This is a genomic window from Sphingobium sp. BS19 (assembly GCF_027925545.1).
Taxonomy (GTDB): domain Bacteria; phylum Pseudomonadota; class Alphaproteobacteria; order Sphingomonadales; family Sphingomonadaceae; genus Sphingobium.
Genome location: NZ_BSEF01000018.1, coordinates 1 through 16,468, shown reverse-complemented (window position 1 = coordinate 16,468; position 16,468 = coordinate 1). Strand labels below are relative to the sequence as shown.

At 61.8% G+C, this 16,468-nt stretch carries 17 protein-coding genes; 9 read left to right on the top strand and 8 right to left on the bottom strand.

Annotated elements, in window-relative coordinates:
- The first annotated feature begins 73 nt into the window (after nt 1-73).
- Entirely contained in the window at nt 74-1,177 is a 1,104-nt protein-coding gene (locus QMG56_RS18185) for an acyltransferase (RefSeq protein WP_281823847.1), read from the top strand.
- Here the strand turns inward: QMG56_RS18185 and QMG56_RS18180 are convergent.
- Both QMG56_RS18180 and QMG56_RS18175 read right to left on the bottom strand, forming a co-directional pair.
- Nucleotides 1,126-1,653, bottom strand: coding sequence for a DUF177 domain-containing protein (locus tag QMG56_RS18180; RefSeq protein WP_230190200.1), 528 nt, complete (start codon nt 1,651-1,653; stop codon nt 1,126-1,128). The genes QMG56_RS18185 and QMG56_RS18180 overlap by 52 nt on opposite strands.
- Nucleotides 1,650-2,180, bottom strand: a complete 531-nt coding sequence (locus QMG56_RS18175) for a ubiquinol-cytochrome C chaperone family protein (protein WP_281823844.1) — start codon at nt 2,178-2,180, stop codon at nt 1,650-1,652. Before QMG56_RS18175 ends, QMG56_RS18180 begins: the two co-directional genes overlap by 4 nt.
- Nucleotides 2,181-2,377: 197 nt before the next feature.
- Here QMG56_RS18175 and QMG56_RS18170 point away from each other — a divergent pair, with 197 nt between their 5' ends.
- Nucleotides 2,378-2,887, top strand: a complete 510-nt coding sequence (locus QMG56_RS18170) for an outer membrane protein assembly factor BamE (RefSeq protein WP_375713724.1) — start codon at nt 2,378-2,380, stop codon at nt 2,885-2,887.
- Nucleotides 2,888-2,907: 20 nt separating this feature from the next.
- On the opposite strand, the gene QMG56_RS18165 is transcribed toward QMG56_RS18170, so the two are convergent.
- The gene (locus QMG56_RS18165) at nt 2,908-3,510 is read right to left on the bottom strand and encodes a YitT family protein (protein WP_281823843.1); all 603 of its coding nucleotides are present in this window, start codon (nt 3,508-3,510) and stop codon (nt 2,908-2,910) included.
- Between the two features lie 61 nt (nt 3,511-3,571).
- On the opposite strand from QMG56_RS18165, the gene QMG56_RS18160 reads away from it, so the two are divergent.
- Nucleotides 3,572-5,074 carry a PLP-dependent aminotransferase family protein gene (locus QMG56_RS18160; protein WP_281823841.1) on the top strand — a complete coding sequence of 501 codons (1,503 nt, stop codon included), beginning with the start codon at nt 3,572-3,574 and terminating at the stop codon, nt 5,072-5,074.
- Between the two features lie 61 nt (nt 5,075-5,135).
- The gene (locus QMG56_RS18155; protein WP_230190196.1) at nt 5,136-5,645 is read left to right on the top strand and encodes a hypothetical protein; all 510 of its coding nucleotides are present in this window, start codon (nt 5,136-5,138) and stop codon (nt 5,643-5,645) included.
- Between the two features lie 80 nt (nt 5,646-5,725).
- On the opposite strand, the gene ppa is transcribed toward QMG56_RS18155, so the two are convergent.
- Entirely contained in the window at nt 5,726-6,274 is a 549-nt protein-coding gene (gene ppa, locus QMG56_RS18150; protein ID WP_230190195.1) for an inorganic diphosphatase, read from the bottom strand.
- A 40-nt stretch (nt 6,275-6,314) separates the two neighbouring features.
- A complete protein-coding gene (locus QMG56_RS18145; RefSeq protein WP_281823840.1) occupies nt 6,315-8,237 on the bottom strand; it encodes a M61 family metallopeptidase in 1,923 nt (640 codons plus the stop codon).
- 271 nt (nt 8,238-8,508) lie between these two features.
- Between QMG56_RS18145 and hisS the strand changes: the two genes are divergently transcribed.
- From hisS to QMG56_RS18125, 4 genes are all read left to right on the top strand, one after another.
- Nucleotides 8,509-9,843, top strand: a complete 1,335-nt coding sequence (hisS, locus tag QMG56_RS18140; protein WP_281823838.1) for a histidine--tRNA ligase — start codon at nt 8,509-8,511, stop codon at nt 9,841-9,843.
- A complete protein-coding gene (prfA, locus tag QMG56_RS18135; RefSeq protein ID WP_281823836.1) occupies nt 9,840-10,937 on the top strand; it encodes a peptide chain release factor 1 in 1,098 nt (365 codons plus the stop codon). Before hisS ends, prfA begins: the two co-directional genes overlap by 4 nt.
- Nucleotides 10,938-11,079: 142 nt before the next feature.
- Nucleotides 11,080-11,904, top strand: coding sequence for a peptide chain release factor N(5)-glutamine methyltransferase (gene prmC, locus QMG56_RS18130; protein WP_281823834.1), 825 nt, complete (start codon nt 11,080-11,082; stop codon nt 11,902-11,904).
- A gap of 341 nt (nt 11,905-12,245) precedes the next feature.
- Nucleotides 12,246-13,241 (top strand): DUF4167 domain-containing protein, encoded by a 996-nt coding sequence (locus QMG56_RS18125; protein ID WP_230190190.1) that lies wholly within the window; start codon nt 12,246-12,248, stop codon nt 13,239-13,241.
- A 112-nt stretch (nt 13,242-13,353) separates the two neighbouring features.
- Here QMG56_RS18125 and QMG56_RS18120 read toward each other — a convergent pair whose 3' ends face one another.
- Together QMG56_RS18120 and QMG56_RS18115 are read right to left on the bottom strand one after the other, a co-directional pair.
- Complete coding sequence (locus tag QMG56_RS18120) at nt 13,354-13,725, bottom strand: acyl-CoA thioesterase (RefSeq protein WP_230190188.1); 372 nt, start codon at nt 13,723-13,725, stop codon at nt 13,354-13,356.
- Nucleotides 13,718-14,017 (bottom strand): hypothetical protein, encoded by a 300-nt coding sequence (locus QMG56_RS18115; RefSeq protein WP_230190187.1) that lies wholly within the window; start codon nt 14,015-14,017, stop codon nt 13,718-13,720. Before QMG56_RS18115 ends, QMG56_RS18120 begins: the two co-directional genes overlap by 8 nt.
- A gap of 87 nt (nt 14,018-14,104) precedes the next feature.
- Between QMG56_RS18115 and QMG56_RS18110 the strand changes: the two genes are divergently transcribed.
- Nucleotides 14,105-14,533: a CBS domain-containing protein gene (locus QMG56_RS18110; protein WP_230190186.1), complete on the top strand. Its 429-nt coding sequence runs from the start codon at nt 14,105-14,107 to the stop codon at nt 14,531-14,533.
- A gap of 6 nt (nt 14,534-14,539) precedes the next feature.
- On the opposite strand, the gene QMG56_RS18105 is transcribed toward QMG56_RS18110, so the two are convergent.
- Nucleotides 14,540-16,015: a lipopolysaccharide biosynthesis protein gene (locus QMG56_RS18105; protein ID WP_281823830.1), complete on the bottom strand. Its 1,476-nt coding sequence runs from the start codon at nt 16,013-16,015 to the stop codon at nt 14,540-14,542.
- Between the last annotated feature and the right edge of the window lie 453 nt (nt 16,016-16,468).

Here is a 16,468-nt window from a genome sequence, read left to right as displayed (position 1 = left end):
CCTCATGCCGATAGACTAAAATAAGCGCCTGTGTCAGTTGCGTTTACCAGAACCGGGGCGGGAGACGCATGGGGTGACTATCGAAGCGTCGGCGAAAGGGACGGGCGGCAAGCTGCTGACGCTGGAGGCGGGGCGCTTTTTCGCGGCGCTGGCGGTGCTGTTGTATCACCTGACCAGCATCGTCGCCAATTTCCGGGGCGTCGTGGTGTTCGACGATGTCTTCCGCCCCGGCCATGTCGGCGTCCCTTATTTCTTCGTATTGAGCGGCTTCATCATTTTCCATGTGCATCGGCGGGACATCGGCCATCCGGGTGCGCTGGGGCGCTTTGCCATTCGCCGGTTCATCCGAATCTATCCGATGTTCTGGATGATTTCCTTTGCCATGCTTGCGGCTTTTCTGGTGGCGCCGGGGCTGGGGGGTGAGCGGGCGCTGTCTCCGGCGGGCGTCGTCAGCGATCTGCTGCTGTTGCCGCATGGCGATGCGATCCTGTCGATATCGTGGACGTTGCGGCATGAGATCATGTTCTACGCGCTGTTCGCGCTGGCAATCTGGCTGGGGCGGCGCGCCTTTGCGGCCCTGCTTTTGTGGATCGTGGTCAGCTTTGCGCTGGGATTGGTCTGGCCGCCCGATCAGAACGGGCTGGGCGCATGGTCGGTGGTAGCGAGTTCGCTCAACCTGGGTTTCGGGCTGGGGATAGTGACCGCCGCAATGCTGGCGCGGCCCTCGGTCGCGCCGCCGTGGCTATGGGTCTTGCTGGGCGGGGGATTGCTCTTTGGGCTTGGCATAATGGAATGGATTTTGGGCCATCACACCGACCTTTCGGTGTCGGTGCTGGGCGCGCTGGGCGATGTGGGCTATCTCGTCGCGTCGGCTGTGCTGATCTACGGACTTGCGAAAGCGGAGGAGCATTGGACTTTGCCGTTCCCGGCATTGTGGAAGCTGCTGGGCGGCGCGTCCTACCTCATTTACCTGATCCACCAGCCCTTATTGTCGGTGATCATGCGCGTGCTTAATCGCCTGCCTGCGCTGTCGCCGGAGATGGCGTTCGTTCTGTCCGCCGTCGTCGCCGTGGCGGTGGCCGTCGCGCTGCACTGGACTGTAGAGCGCTGGATATTGCGTCGGCTTCAGTCCTTCTTTGCTTTGAGGGCCGCCAGCGCCGCAAAGGGGCCGGCCTGATCCTCGGTCAGCACGCCGCGCTTGCGCAGCCATTCGTCGGCATCGGGCGCGCGGGGATAGGGTTCGACCGATAGCGCCAGCGTCTGCGCCACTGCTTCGCCGATATCTATGGTGGTGCCGTCATAAAAATGCGTGTCGCATTCGTCGGCGCTCAGCTCGAACTCTTCGTCCTGGGGCACTTCGCCTTCGCGTTCGAAGCGGATGACGAAGGGCGTGTTGATCTTTTCCGCCACTGGCTCAGCGGTCGCCACGCAGAATTGCGACAGGGCAGACCGCAGCACGCCGCGCGCGATCGGGCTGCCATGCTCGTCGGCCAACGTATAGTCCGCATCCAGCCGGTCCACCGAGGCAAAGCCGAATCGCTTGGCGAGCGCCGCGCATTCTTGCGGCGTGGCGACGATATGTGCGCCAGCGGCATTGCTGACAGCCTGATCGAGGCGGATGACGCGCGAAAATTCAGGCGGCGGCAGGCTCATTGCGGCAACGCTCCGGCAAGGATGGCAGGGGTGGGGGTGGTGCCCAGCTTCGCCCATAGCGCGCGCATGGTCTGCGCGACATGCGCCAGCGCATCGGGCGCAGGCGATTCGCCGCGATAGAGGTTGCGCACCAGCGCGCCTTCAAGATCGCCACCCTCGGCCAAGCCTTCGCGATAGGCGGTGAGGCGCCCGCCCAGCGCCGCCATCATCTTGCCGATATGCTTGCCCACGATCATGTCGCCGATGCCGATTTGCCGCAATTGCCCGTCCATGTCGTTGATGAACACTTCGGTCAGCCACACGCTCTGCTGCCGCGCGGCGTCTTCGCCTTCCAGCCGCAGCAGGACCGCGCATAAAATCGCGGCGATCATGTCGAACCGACCGTCCAGCGTATCGGGAACCTGCCCCTGCGCATACCAGTGCGGCTCCCGCCCGCGCGCGACGATGGCGGTATAGAGCGGTGCCATCTGGCTACGCGGATCGTCGCGGTTGAACAGCGATGGGAAGAGGCGATCGAGAAAGGACATGAAGGATATTGGCCAGACGAAAGGAGTGAAACCGGGTCATATCGGCAACCAAAGCCGGTCGCCTGCCGCAGCGGCCTTGTCTGCCGCCGTGCAATTCCATATTGATTGCGCGGCCACGCAATGCAATGGCCAAACGGTGGCAATGTCCTTGCCAATTTATGTGATGTTTCGCGGCACGTTGCCGCCAGGAGAATTTCATGCGCGATACTCGCCCCGGTCCTGCACGTTATCTGGGCCGAGTCCCGATGGTTGTCGGCGCGCTGGCATTGGTGCTGGGCGCGTCGGGATGCACGCGCATCCGCACGCATCAGGGGTATCAGGTCGACAAGCTGCTCGTCGATTCGGTGCAGCCGGGTATCGACAATCGCGCATCGGTGGAAGCGACGCTGGGTCGTCCGACCTTTACCGCGCAGTTCGGGCAGGCCGACTGGTATTATGTCTCGCGCGAAATGCGGCAGCTTGCGTTCGCGTCGCCCCGCCCTGTCGAACAGACAGTGCTGCGCGTGCGCTTCGATCCTGCGGGCAATGTCGTCGCGGTGGATCGCACCGGGCTGGATCAGATCGCGCGCATTTCGCCCAGCGGTGACAAGACACCGACGCTTGGCCGCAATCGCAGCCTGTTCGACGAAATCTTTGGCAATATCGGTGCGGTGGGCGCAGGCGGCGCGCCGGGTACACGCTCCGGCCCCGGCCCGAACGGTAGCTGATCTTTATACGAGAACGGCGATCAAGGGGCGGCAGGCTCTTTGCGCGGCTTGATCTGAAGGGCGGGGAGGGCATGGTGCACCACCCACCCGATGCTGACTGCATAGAGGACGGTGCCCACACCGACGGTTCCGCCCAGCATCCATCCGATGGTCAGCACCGCAAGTTCGATGGCGGTCCGCACGATCTTCACTGGCCAGCCAGTCCGCGCGCATAGTCCGGTCATCAGCCCGTCACGCGGCCCCGGCCCAAGCCCCGCGCCGATATACGCGCCCCCAGCGATGCCGTTCAGCACGATACCGCCGATCAGAAACGCGAAGCGCGCCGCATAGCCTTCCGGCGTCGGCAGGATCAGCAGCGACAGGTCGACCGCCGTCCCGATGACGACGATGTTAAGGACGGTGCCGACGCCGGGCCTCTGTCGCAAGGGTATCCACAGCAGCAGCACGACCAGCCCGACCAGATTGACGGTCATGCCGAAGCTGAGGCCCAGCGATGGCGCAATTCCCTGATGCAACACGTCCCACGGGTCCAACCCAAGATTGGCACGCAGCATCAAAGCCATAGAAAAGCCATAGAGGCAAAGGCCCCAGAATAGTTGAAACAGGCGGTGTGTCAGCATCATGCCCGAACCAATGAGCCAATGTGGCATTGAATGTTAGGGCCACTTATGCATATTTGGCCTCATGGCACTTCAATCCGCTTTTGGCCAATCCGCGCTCGGCGCAGCGTCCCTGATGCGGCATCTGGGGCAATGGCGTAGCGAGGGTGCGGGCGATCCGGCCTATCGGCAGCTTGCTCGCGCGCTGAAACTCCTTGTGATGGACGGGCGCATTCCGCTGGGCATCCGCGTGCCGGGCGAGCGGGAACTGGCGCTGGCGCTGGGCATCAGCCGCACGACCGTCGCCGCCGCGTTCAACCAGTTGCGCGACGAAGGCTATTTGCTCAGTCGGCAGGGATCGGGGACAGTCACGCGCGTTCCGGGCGGCCGTGCGGCTGCGACGGATGTCGAATCCGATGTCGATCAGGATGGCATGATCGACTGGACCGCCGCTGCGCTGCCTGCGCCGGCGGGGGTGTGGCAGGCGTATGAGGCTGCGCTCACGCAGCTACCCGCCTGGCTTTCGGGGCTTGGTTATGAAGCGTCAGGCATCCCGCGTCTGCGCGAAGCCATAGCGGCGGACTATGCCCGTCGCGGCTGTCCCACTCGGCCCGACCAGATTCTCGTCACCAGCGGTGCGCAACATGCGCTGATGCTGATCCTGCGCTTGCTGACGGGGCCGGGGGATCGCATCGTCGTGGATCACCCCACCTATCACAACGCGCTGTCCGCCATCGCCCGCAACAATTGTCGCGCCGTGCCGGTCAGTTTGCCTGCACAGGGCTGGGACATGGAGGCGATGGACGCCGCCATGCGGCAGACCGCACCGCGCTTCGCCTATATCATTGCCGATTATCACAACCCGACGGGCCGCCACATGGACAGCGACACCCGGCGCAAATTGGTGGAGGCCGCGTCGCGCACCCGCACGCCGCTGGTCATCGATGAAACGATGGCGGACATTGCGCTCGATTCGGATCTGTTCGGGCAGGGGGCGGACGGCGCCGTCGTGCCAGTGGCGACTTTCGATACGGACGGGACGGTCATCAGCATCGGCTCGGCCAGCAAGCGCTATTGGGGCGGGCTGCGTATCGGCTGGATTCGCGCGGACGAACAGACGATTGCCGCGCTGGGCCGCATCCGCGCGACCGTCGATATGGCAACGCCTGTGGTCGAACAGCTTGCCGTTGCCGCCCTGCTGGAAGGAAGCGTTGAGATTGACGGCGCGCGCCGCGCGGAGATGCGCGATGCGCGCGACCGGCTGGTGGCGGCCCTGACCGACCGCTTGCCTGACTGGCGCGTCCCGGTGCCTGCCGGTGGGCTGAACCTCTGGGTCGAAATGCCCCGTGCGGAAGCATCGGCGCTGGCAGCGATGGCGCAGGCGCACGGTCTGCGCATCGTGCCGGGGCCGCGCTTTGGCATAGATGGCGCGTTCGAGCGGTTCGTGCGCCTGCCTTTCACCTTGCCGCCGGCGCAACTGATGCTTGCGATCGACCGTCTTGCCAGCGCCGCGGACAGGCTCCACGCGCGCGTCCGTCCGATGGCGAACGTAGCGACATGGGCGATGGAGGCGGAACGGATTATCTGACCGGACTTGCGTGAGGTCGTGCAAGGTGTATTATATCAGCAATACTCTTTGGAGACTGCCGATGATCCGCTTGCCCATGTCCGCTTTGATTGTACCGCTTGTTCTGTTGGCGGCCTGCGATAGCAAGGATGACGGTAAGCCCGGCACCGATATCAGCATCCGCGATGACGAGGGCAATGTGGTTGCCGCCGCCAATGGCAAGGACGGCAAGATGTCCATCCAGATACCCGGACTCGATGCCAAGATCGCTTTGCCGAAAATCCGGCTGGATAGCGATAATTTCGATATCGACGGGGTGAAGCTCTACCCCGGCTCGTCCATTCGTTCGATCAACGTCAATGCCGGCAAGACCGAGGATACAGGTCGCGTGTCGCTGACCTTCACGGCGCCCGCGTCGCCCGATTCGGTCCGCGAATATTTCGTGAATGCGCTGAAGGAAGAGGGGCTGTCGGTCGCTGCCGACGGCAATCTGCTCACCGGTACGCAGAAGGATGGCGACCCTTTCCGCATCGACCTGAAGCCCGCCGCCGCCAACACAACCCAAGGCGCGATCACGCTCAGCGCCAAATAGAGTGCGCCGCCGCTGACACGAAAAGGGGCGTCGCAGCATGGCCGCGACGCCCCTTTTTTTCTATTCGGTCAAACCGGCGTTCAGGCGGATTTGTCGGCCTTGTCAGCCTTGTACCGTGCGATCGCTTCCAGCGTGATCTGCCGCGCTTCTTCCGCGCCGCCCCACGTGCCGATTCGCACCCACTTGGTCTTTTCCAGATCCTTGTAGTGCGTGAAGAAATGCTCGATCTGCTCCATCACGATGCCGGGCAGATCGTCCTTCTGATGGACGTCGGAATAATAGGGGAACGTCTTGTTGTCCGGCACGCAGACCAGCTTTTCGTCGCCGCCCGCTTCGTCTTCCAGGTTCAACACGGCAATTGGCCGTGCGCGCACGACGCAGCCCGGCACGAAGGGCGAGCGGGCGATGACCAGCGCGTCCAGCGGATCGCCATCGGGCGACAGGGTGTGCGGCACGAAGCCATAATTGGCCGGGTAACGCATCGGCGTGTGCAGAATGCGATCGACGAACAATGCGCCCGACTTCTTGTCGAATTCATACTTCACCGGCTCACCGCCGACAGGGACTTCGATGACGACGTTCAAGCTGTTTGGCGGATCGTCGCCAACCGGGATCAGTTCGATATTCATGGATTTCCCTCAGGTCTGCACAAAGTGAATGCGGCAATTCTTATGTTCTGGGCACCAGCAGCTTATCGAGGCTACCGTCGCCCGCGCCCGTCTTTTCGAGGCGCGGATAGCGCAAGCCACCCGAATAATCGAGTTTAATAGTGCGGAAATTCTTGTCCTGTCGCACGATCAGTTCGACTGGTCGCTTGGGGTCCTTGGCCAGCGTCAATGCTTCCTTGAAGGCGTCGCCGGAAAACTCGCGACCATTGACGGCCAGAACCTTCGTGCCGACGGTCAATCCTGCCTTGAACGCCGCGCTGTTCCAGATGACGCCCGCAACGTCGCCGTCATTCTTGACGAGCAATCCAACGCCAAAGCCCTGATCCACGCCCTTCAGCGCCTTTTCCGCTTGCTTGGTCTGCGCGCCCGGCGTGTCGCCATAGACAAGGCGGTAGCCGCCCATCGTCAGGCCGTTCTTGGTGACTTCGCGGGTCGGCATATCGACGCGCGTCTTGAAGAAGCCCGCCCAATCATAGGGCGCAATGCCGTTCAGCGTGTCGATGACTTCCTGCCGGTTGTAGGTCACCTGACCCCAGTCGCCCGGCTTGATGCCGAAGAAGGCCTTGGCGAAATCGTCCAGCCCCTTGGCGCCGCGCGTCTGCTGACGGATGATCGCATCGGCTTCCAGCCAGATCATCAGGCCTTCGTTGTAATAATCCTCTGACCGCTGCCAGCTCGACCAGCCCTTGGGACGGCGGGCGGACATGATTGGATCGTGGGTGGTATCCTCCATCGCGCGCCATTCGCGGCCGCGCGTGGTGTCGAGCCGCGCGGCGATGTGCGCATAAGCGTCGAGCGTTTCCTGCTTGCTGTAGAGCCCCGACCGCGCACCAAGGACATAGCCCCAGAATTGAGTCTGCCCTTCATAGACCCACAGCAGATTGTCCTGCATCGGCGTCTTGAAATCGGGCGTCCACAGCGTTTCGCCGCGGCGGAACTTGCCGTCCCAGCTATGCGTGAATTCATGGGGGAGCAGGTTGCGTTCGCCTACGCCGTCGTTCCACTTGGGGAAGTATCCGGTGTCGACGCCATTTTCCGAGCTGCGGTGATGTTCCAGCCCGATCGATCCCATTTCGTCGGTGATCGCCAGCAGGAAGTCGTAATGATCGAAATGCATGGCGCCGAACAGCGCGAGGCTCTCGTCGACCAGCTTCTTGTGCTTGGCCATCTGGTCGGGGGTGTAAATGAGCTCGCCGGGATTGTCCGCGACCATGTTCAGCGTGACGTTCTGGCCCAGATCGACCGCCTTGAAATACTGCCCCGCAAACACCGGCGAATCGACCAGCGCTTCGTAATCGATGGTGTCATAGGCAATGGTCGATCCGGTCTTCTTGCCGCGCAAGGCAGTCGCCGCCTGCCAGCCGTCCGGATAGGTCACGGTCGCCTGCACCGGGATCTGCCGCGTATAATAGCCGACCGGATAGAGCGACACGGCTTCCCATTGCAGGTTCAGCATCTTGTCCGTCACGACGACGCGACCCTGATTGCCTGCGGTCGCCGACAGGAATTGAAATTCCGCGACGACATTCTTAACGCCGCTCGGCACGTCGATGGTGAAGGAGAACACGTCCAGAGGATCGCGAATCCATGGCAGCACTTTGCCATTGGCGGTGAAGATGAGGCCGGTGAGCTTTTCGATCTGCCCGCGCGGCGCGTGATTGCCGGGTAGCCATGCAGGCATTGCCAGCGTCAGCTTGCCAGAGGCCGCGACAGGGATCGTTTCCTTCACGCGGAAAATGCGCTGCACCGTGTCGGTGGCGTCCACGTCCAGCTTGATGGTGCCGCCGGGATAGGGAACGTCCTTGGGCGCAGTCGTTTCCGGCAGGGGGATGGCGACGGGCTTTGAGCGATTGGCATCCTGCGCAGCGGCGGGGGCGGTCAGCAAAGTGGAAAACAGAAGAACGGCGGCAAACCTGCGGCGCATGGCGGAAGTCTCCGAAAGAGAAGGGGAAAAACGGTAGAGTGTTGCTGTGTTACATGCCGCGTGATTGTGTGGACGTCCAGTGCTGTGTCCAAATCCTGTCATTCACGCGAAAGCGGCAATCCATCTCCCCACGTCGATCCGCGACGGCAGGGTAGGAGACGGATTCCCGCCTTTGCGGGAATGACGGAAAATTGGGATTGGCGACGGGGTTAATTTCCGACCCTTCAACCCCGTTCCCTTCGTCCTAAAATGCCGCTACACGCCCATCCCCATGGCGAAAATCGAAACACCCCGACCGATCCGTGGCACCCAGGACATGCTGGGCGACAGCGCAGACCGCTTTGCGCATGTGGTCGCGACGTTCGACCAGGTCCGCCGCTTGTACGGCTTTCAGCGGATCGAAGTCCCAGTGTTTGAAAGCACCGCCGTCTTCGCGCGGTCGCTGGGCGAAAGCACCGACGTCGTGTCGAAGGAAATGTACACGTTCGAGGATCGCGGCGGCGACAGCCTGACCCTGCGCCCCGAATTTACCGCCGGCATTGCCCGCGCCTACATCACCGAGGGGTGGCAGCAATATGCGCCGCTCAAAGTCGCGACCCACGGGCCGCTGTTCCGCTATGAGCGTCCGCAAAAGGGCCGCTTCCGCCAGTTTCATCAGTTGGACGCGGAAATCATCGGCGCGGCGGAGCCGGGTGCCGACGTAGAACTCCTTGTTTTTGCCGATCAATTACTGAAAGAACTGGGCATCAGCGAAGGTGTGACGCTCACGCTCAACACGCTGGGCGACGCCGCCAGCCGCGACGCATGGCGCGAGGCGCTGGTCGCTCACTTCAACGCGCATATGGGCGACCTTAGTGAAGATAGCCGCGCGCGCCTCACCCGCAATCCGCTCCGCATCCTCGACAGCAAAGACCCCCGCGACCGCCCCATCGCCGACAGCGCCCCCGACATCGACGCGTTCCTGACCGACGAAGCGCGCGCCTTCTTCGAGAAGGTGACGCAAGGTCTGGATGCCGCAGGCGTCGCCTGGGAACGCAATGCAAGGCTGGTGCGGGGGCTGGACTATTACCGCCACACCGCGTTCGAGTTCGTGACGGATCGCTTGGGCGCGCAAGGCACCGTGCTGGGTGGCGGGCGCTATGATGGTCTAATTGAGAATATGGGTGGGCCGGTGACGCCTGCCGTGGGCTGGGCTGCGGGTATCGAGCGGTTGGGGATGCTGATCGATGCGCCAATCAATTTTCGTCCGGAAGTAGGAGTTCTATTTTCTGGCTCAGATGCGGATATGCAGGCTCATGCTCTATGTGCGATGTTGAGGCATGGAGGTTTGAGCGTCGAGCTTTCGAGCAAGGAAGGATTCTCCAAGCCTTGGAATCGCATGAAGTCGAAGCAGCCAGCCATTACGTTGTTACTGGAAGCTAAATCTGATCGGGAAGAGGTGAGCCTGTCGATAAGGCGAATGGCCAACTGGGAAGGCGATGCGCAGCGAGAAGTGCAACTGCGTCTGGATACCCTTTTGCGTTCCAAGGCGAAGATAATCCGGGGCGATGATTATCCAGAACTCGATGATGATCTACTTGTAGCTTCCTTTCGGCAGACCAGATGACCTCCATCTCCCCCGAACGCATTGCCCAGATTGAGCGGCTGCGCGATGAGGTGCAGGCGAATATGTCGCGTGCCGATCTTCCGCCGGAGGAATTCGTCCGCCTGTCGAAGCAATATGCCGAGCTGGAGCCGGTCGCGCGCGCCGCGCATGAGGTTCGCCGGTTGCGGCAGGAGCTGATGGCGCTCGACGCGATGGCGGGGGGCGGGGACGATCCTGAGGCCGATCCCCTGATGCGCGAAATGGCGCAGGAGGAAATGCAGATCCTAAAAGAGCAGCTTCCGGCCGCCGAACGGGCGTTGGCGCTGCAACTGCTACCCCGCGACTCCGCCGATGCGCGTCCCGCGATGCTCGAAATCCGCGCAGGCACTGGCGGCGACGAAGCGGCGTTGTTCGCAGGTGACCTCTTCCGCATGTACACCAAATATGCCGAGGAGCAGGGGTGGAAGGTCGAGATGATCTCCGCCAACGCGCCCGATGTCGGCGGTTTCAAGGAAGTCGTGGCGTCGGTCACCGGCACCGGTGTGTTCGCGCGGATGAAGTTCGAAAGCGGCGTCCACCGCGTCCAGCGTGTCCCCACCACCGAAAGCGGCGGGCGCATCCACACCTCCGCCGCGACGGTTGCTGTGCTGCCGGAGCCGGAGGATGTGGATATCCAGATCAACGAAGCGACCGACCTGCGCATCGACGTGTATCGCGCGTCGGGTTCGGGCGGGCAGCACGTCAACACCACGGACAGCGCGGTGCGCATCACCCACTTGCCCACCGGCCTTGTCGTGACGCAGCAGGACGAAAAGTCGCAGCACAAGAACAAGGCGAAGGCGCTCAAGATACTGCGCACCCGACTCTATGAGGCGGAGCGCGAGCGCACCCAAAGCGAGCAGGCTGGCGCGCGCAAGGCAATGGTGGGATCGGGCGACCGCTCCGAACGCATCCGCACATACAACTTCCCGCAAGGCCGCGTGACCGATCATCGCATCAACCTGACGCTGCATCGCTTGCCCGAGATATTGGAGGGGCCGGGGCTGGACGAAGTCATCTCGGCGCTGATCGCTGAGGATGAAGCGGCACGGCTGGCGCAACTGGATGCGGCGTGAAGCGACTCTATGTTCCCCTCCCTGCAAGGGAGTGGCTAGGGGTGGGTGGCGAGCGTAGCGAGCACCTGATGTCGATGCTTGGAGCGCCGCTGACGCGGCGCACCCACCCCCAACCCCTCCCTAGAAGGGAGAGGAGTGTGTTGTGACTGCCGCAGAATCCCTCCGAGACGCCACCGCGCGGCTCACCGCAGCGAGCGCCACGCCACGTCTCGATGCTGAACTGCTCCTGGCTCATACATTGGGGATCGAACGCAGCGATTTGCTCCTGAAACTGCGCGACATATCTATTCCCGAAACCTTCGATGCTCTCATCGACCGCCGGGCGTCGGGCGAACCTGTTGCGCATATCGTAGGCACGCGCGACTTCTGGACGCTTACTTTGCGCGTGACGCCGGATGTCCTCATTCCCCGCCCTGACAGCGAAACGCTGATCGAAGCGGCGCTGGACCATTTCAAGGATCGTCCGCCGCCAGAGCGCATCCTCGACCTCGGCACTGGGTCGGGCGCTCTGTTGCTCGCAGCGCTCGATGAATGGCGTAGCGCGACCGGCCTTGGCGTCGATGCGTCGGAACGGGCGCTGGCGGTGGCCGCCGACAATGCGCAGCGCACCGCTATGGCCGACCGCTCGGAATTTCGGCTGGGCAATTGGGGGGAGGGTATCGTCGAGCGGTTCGATCTCATTCTGGCCAATCCGCCCTATATCATGACATCGGCAATGCTGCCGCGCGATGTGCTGCACCACGAACCCCATATGGCGCTGTTCGCCGGTGCGGACGGGCTCGACGATTATCGCCGCATTGCCCCGCAACTTTCCCAACTGCTTGCACCCGGCGGGATTGCGGCAATCGAGATAGGGTTCGACCAAGGCGAAACGGCAGCGGCACTGTTCCGCGACGCTGGACTGAACGTGGCCGTCCGTCAGGATTTGGCTGGGCGCGACCGTTGTCTGGAAGTTACGCCACAATAGCCTTATTTACAGGGCGGCAATGCGATTTTCCTTGGTTTCCCCTGTTTGACCGTTTAGGAGGTGGCTTCAGGGAAAGCCGTGGTCCGTATGGGACTGGCCGATACCTGCTCCCAAAGTCATGATGGCGCAGTTAATTTCGCGCTGTCGGCAGGCTGGGGGTTCGGGTCTCCATCTTGGAGCAGCCCGGCCCGGCGCAGCTATGCCTGAAACGACTGGAGCGGTGCAGTGAACGATTTCAGGCGCGTATAGATAACCCGCTCGATAATCGTAAAAGGAACAGGGGATCGGGCGTATCCGTTCGCGGACGCTTCTAGGGATTACTTTGATACTAGGAACCACCATTGATTAATAATCGTCAGGCCGGCCGCCGCAATCGTGGCCGGAACAACAATAATGGTCGTCCCGGTGGCCAGAACCGCGGCGGCAGTGACAACGGCAACCGCATCGATAACCGCTCGCGTGGCAATGCCGCCCAGTTGCTGGAAAAATACCGCAACATGGCGCGCGATGCGCAACTGTCCGGCGACCGGGTGAACGCGGAATATTATCTGCAGTTTGCCGACCATTATTTCCGCGTGCTGGCCGATAACCGCGCCCGTCAGGAAGAAGCGCAGGGCCAGCAGCGTCAGCCGCAGCCGCAGCGCCCCTGGGACCCCGAATCGGATGGCGACGACTTCGACGCTGTCGAAGGCGGCAATGAGTTTGAAGACCGGAACGCCTATGCCCAGCAGGGTAACGGGAACCGGGATGGCAATCGTGACGGTAACCGCGAGCAGGCCCAGCGTGAGCAGGGTAGCCGGGATAACAACAACCGTCGCGAAGGCTATAATCGCGATGGTAATCGCGAAAATGGTCGGGACGGCAATCGTGAGAACGGTCGTGAAAATGGCCGCGATAATGGTCGCGCCGACCGGCAGCCTTATCAGCCACGTCGCGAAGAGGTGAAGGCGGAAGCCGCGCCTGCGCCGCGTGAAGAGGTTGCTGCTGTTCCGGTGGCTGCCGAACCGCGCCGCGGACGTGGCCGCCCTCCGCGCGATCGTACCGCGGTGCCGGCTCAGGCCGAAGCTGCTGCGCCTTTCGAAGCGGAAGCGCCTGTAGCGGTGACCGAAGCAGAGGAAGCGCCGCGCCCGCGTCGCGCGCAGCGTCAGCGTCGCCCGCGCGAGGAAGCTGTGGATCAGGATGAGCCAGCGGGTATCGATCTGGCTGTTCTGCCGCCCGCAATTGCACGCCCTGAACCGGTGCAGGCGGATAATGACAGTGTGCCGGAAGTGGCCGAAGAAGCACCGCGCAAGCGTACCCGCCGGGCACGCCCTGCCGCGACTGAAGCTGCCGAATAAATCGAGCAGCAACTAAACGAAAAGGGCGGCGCCGAAGGGTGCCGCCCTTTTCGTTTTGGCCATTGCTTTGCCGTGCGAATGGCGAATGACCCTGGGGCCGAGCGCCCCAACGTCAGACGGACGGTAGCGCCTTGGGCCGATGATTCTCATCCAGCGCAACAAAGGTGAACAGCCCGCTCGTCACAGGGATCTGTTCATCGGCAGGGCCGCGCGTTGCCACTACGCTGATACGAATCGCCATAGAGGTACGCCCGCGCCGTTCGATATTCGCGTAGACCGATATGACATCATGCAAGAGGATCGGTGCCAGAAACTCCATGGCTTCGATTGCGACGGTGGCCACCGGGCCGCCAGCGGCGCGATGCGCGATGAGGCCGCCGGCGATGTCCATCTGACTCAGCACCCATCCACCGAAGATGTGGCCGTTGGCGTTGATATCGCCGGGTCGGGGCACCGTGCGCAAAATAGGATTTCGGTCAGTCATCGATGTCGATCATCCCTTTCATCCGGTCCTCGACCTGCTCGTCGTGGCCAGTGCCGCTCGATAAAAAGAGCAAGCCCATGAGCGCCGTGCCCAGCATGAAGGTGAAAAACACGCCCAGCGCCGTGGCGATGATCATGTGGATCGGCATGGGCCCGGTCCAATACCACAGCGCTGCAATAGCTGCGCCGACGCACAGCAGTGCGCCCAACGCCATCCATATCATCAACCGCCGGTAGCGGGCCCAGGCTGTTGCGGCAATTTCTGGATTATCGAGCGCTTGAGGCTGCTTCATCTCTTCCCTTTGGCGGCTGGACATGGGATCATCAAGCCCCCCAACCAATGAGCGGATGAAAAAGCATCCGCAAGAAGGGAGAGAGCGATGACGATAGCGGCAATTCTCAAGACCAAGGGCAATGACGTGTTGCAGGTGGCACCCGATGCCACGGTTCTATCGGTGGTAGCGATGCTTGCGGAGAAACGGATCGGTTGTGTGCCGGTCGTCGACGGCGGTGAAGTCGTCGGAATATTCTCCGAGCGCGATGTGGTGTACCAGCTCGGTCAGGGCGGACCGGCCATGCTTGATGCCGTTGTAAGCGGCGCGATGACGTCGCCTGCGGTAACGATCACGTCCGATACGCCCGTTATGTCAGCGCTATCGCTCATGACGCGACGCCGGATGCGGCATCTGCCTGTAGTGGATGGTGGAAAGCTGGTCGGCTTCGTTTCTATTGGCGATCTGGTAAAATACCGGATCGATCGCATCGAATCGGAAGCTGCCGCGATGCGGGACTATATTCAGAGCGCGTGATTATGCTCAGGCGGGTGCCGTGCGATGAACGACGAGGCCGATAAGTTCGTCCATCGTGGCACGCGCGAATAGAAAGAGGATGGCGGCGAAACTTGCGCCACCGGCGCTCACCAGTGCGCCGAGGCGAACGGGTGCCGCCAGCGGAGGTAAAATCCGGTCGATCCCAGCCACCACCAACGCCATTGCGGCTGCGCAAAGAATGGCGGGCAATATGGCTGTACCAAGGTCGCGGAAGCGCAGGCCCATTGGCTTTCCGGCAAGTCTGACTGTCGCGAATGTCAGGAGCGGGAAGGCAAGCAGCCACGCCCAGGCAAGGCCGATCGCGCCAAAGCGAATCCCGATCCAGAATGCCACCGGCATGATGATCGCCCCCACCATGGATACCTGCGCGGTAACGCCCGGTCGGCCCAGCGCATTGGAAACCGGCGCGAACATCACCTGCAGGGTCATGAAGGGCATGGCAAAAGCCAGGACCGTGACGAATGGTGCCATCCCCAGCCACTTTTCACCGAATAGCGTGGCAACGAGCGGCTCTGCAGCAACGGCCATGCCGAAATAAATCGGACAGGAAACCAGCAGAAGCAGGCGGACGGCCTTACAGAAAGAGGCAGCGATTCGCTCCGGGTCTTTCTGCATCCGCGCATAAGCGGGAAAGGCGACCTCGTTGAGCGGGGGTATGAACTTGCTCACGAATATCTGCGTCAGGAAGAGCGCTTCGGCGTAGAGACCCAGCGCATGAGGCGAGAGGACTCGTCCGGCGATGAATATGTCGGCCTGGCTTTGCACGATCCAGAAGAGCTGTGACCCCAGCAAGGATGCGCCGAAAGCGACCATCGCCCCTGTACCGCGGAAATTGAAACTGGGGACCGGCAAGAACCGAGTCGCGATACTGTACCCGATGCCCTTGACCCAGAAGAGGGCGAGAGGCGCGAACACCAGCGTCCATACCCCCCAACCGGCCAGCGCGCCGCCGATGGCCATCGCTGCTGCTGCGGCTGCGGCAACAAGATTGACGACGGCAGGTCGTTTGAAGTCCAGCGATCGTCCCATCACCGCTTCGGGAATCGCGATAAAGGGCGTTGCGAGATAGATGAGGGCCTGCACGCGCAGGAGATCCGCAATCATCGGCTGTTCGTAATAGTCCGCTGCGACTGGCGCGATTGCCAATTGCAGCAGCGCGAGCGCACCATTGAGCAGGAGCATGATGCCAAAAGCCTGACGCAGCTTATGCGAATCGAGAGTCTCGGACTGCACAAGCGCGCTCACCAAGCCGTATCCATTAAGAAAACCCATGAAATTCAGGATGACTTGGGTCATGGCAAACAGGCCATAATCCGACGGATCGAGCAGGCGAATGACCGCCAAAGTCGACGCCCAACTCACCATCTGGGCGACGATCTGGCTCCCGGATCGCCAGAATACCGCGCTGCGGATGCGCGCAGCAAAGCGGGCATCAGTGGCGTCGGCGTCATCCAAGCTCATGATTTTCCTGACTAAAGTAAACTGATGGGGGAGGTATACACAGCTATGTTGAAGACCATCCTAATGGGGGTGGCTGAAATTAATTTGAAATAAAATTGCAAAAACCGTTTGACGGGTCGGCGCCTCCCCCATATATGCCCTCTCACCGGACGGGGCGCTGCCTACAGACAGCGCTCTCTACGGTCGCCACCATAAACGGACAGCCTGTCCCCCGATAGCAATAGCGGGGAACACTAGTTGTCCGCCTCTTGTGTCGGTGTAAACGGTTCTTTGACATTGTTAGTTTGATGAAGGGACATGTGGGCGACGGCTCTGGTTTCGTACGGTTTTATGGCGTGCGAGATCAGTTAAAATTAGGCCGTTCCTATATGTCTCAATTTACATATCCACAGTGAATGTAATTTGTGCAGGAATGGCTCCATGAAATGGCAGCCTTTGACGTGGCTTATTCCG

What these genes read in the sequence shown, in the direction of transcription:
- QMG56_RS18180 (WP_230190200.1), bottom strand. Translation starts at nt 1,653, where the DNA reads ATGAGCCTGCCGCCGCCTGAATTTTCGCGCGTCATCCGCCTCGATCAG.
- QMG56_RS18175 (WP_281823844.1), bottom strand. Translation starts at nt 2,180, where the DNA reads ATGTCCTTTCTCGATCGCCTCTTCCCATCGCTGTTCAACCGCGACGAT.
- QMG56_RS18170 (WP_375713724.1), top strand. Translation starts at nt 2,378, where the DNA reads ATGCGCGATACTCGCCCCGGTCCTGCACGTTATCTGGGCCGAGTCCCG.
- QMG56_RS18165 (WP_281823843.1), bottom strand. Translation starts at nt 3,510, where the DNA reads ATGATGCTGACACACCGCCTGTTTCAACTATTCTGGGGCCTTTGCCTC.
- QMG56_RS18160 (WP_281823841.1), top strand. Translation starts at nt 3,572, where the DNA reads ATGGCACTTCAATCCGCTTTTGGCCAATCCGCGCTCGGCGCAGCGTCC.
- QMG56_RS18155 (WP_230190196.1), top strand. Translation starts at nt 5,136, where the DNA reads ATGATCCGCTTGCCCATGTCCGCTTTGATTGTACCGCTTGTTCTGTTG.
- ppa (WP_230190195.1), bottom strand. Translation starts at nt 6,274, where the DNA reads ATGAATATCGAACTGATCCCGGTTGGCGACGATCCGCCAAACAGCTTG.
- QMG56_RS18145 (WP_281823840.1), bottom strand. Translation starts at nt 8,237, where the DNA reads ATGCGCCGCAGGTTTGCCGCCGTTCTTCTGTTTTCCACTTTGCTGACC.
- hisS (WP_281823838.1), top strand. Translation starts at nt 8,509, where the DNA reads ATGGCGAAAATCGAAACACCCCGACCGATCCGTGGCACCCAGGACATG.
- prfA (WP_281823836.1), top strand. Translation starts at nt 9,840, where the DNA reads ATGACCTCCATCTCCCCCGAACGCATTGCCCAGATTGAGCGGCTGCGC.
- QMG56_RS18120 (WP_230190188.1), bottom strand. Translation starts at nt 13,725, where the DNA reads ATGACTGACCGAAATCCTATTTTGCGCACGGTGCCCCGACCCGGCGAT.
- QMG56_RS18115 (WP_230190187.1), bottom strand. Translation starts at nt 14,017, where the DNA reads ATGAAGCAGCCTCAAGCGCTCGATAATCCAGAAATTGCCGCAACAGCC.
- QMG56_RS18110 (WP_230190186.1), top strand. Translation starts at nt 14,105, where the DNA reads ATGACGATAGCGGCAATTCTCAAGACCAAGGGCAATGACGTGTTGCAG.
- QMG56_RS18105 (WP_281823830.1), bottom strand. Translation starts at nt 16,015, where the DNA reads ATGAGCTTGGATGACGCCGACGCCACTGATGCCCGCTTTGCTGCGCGC.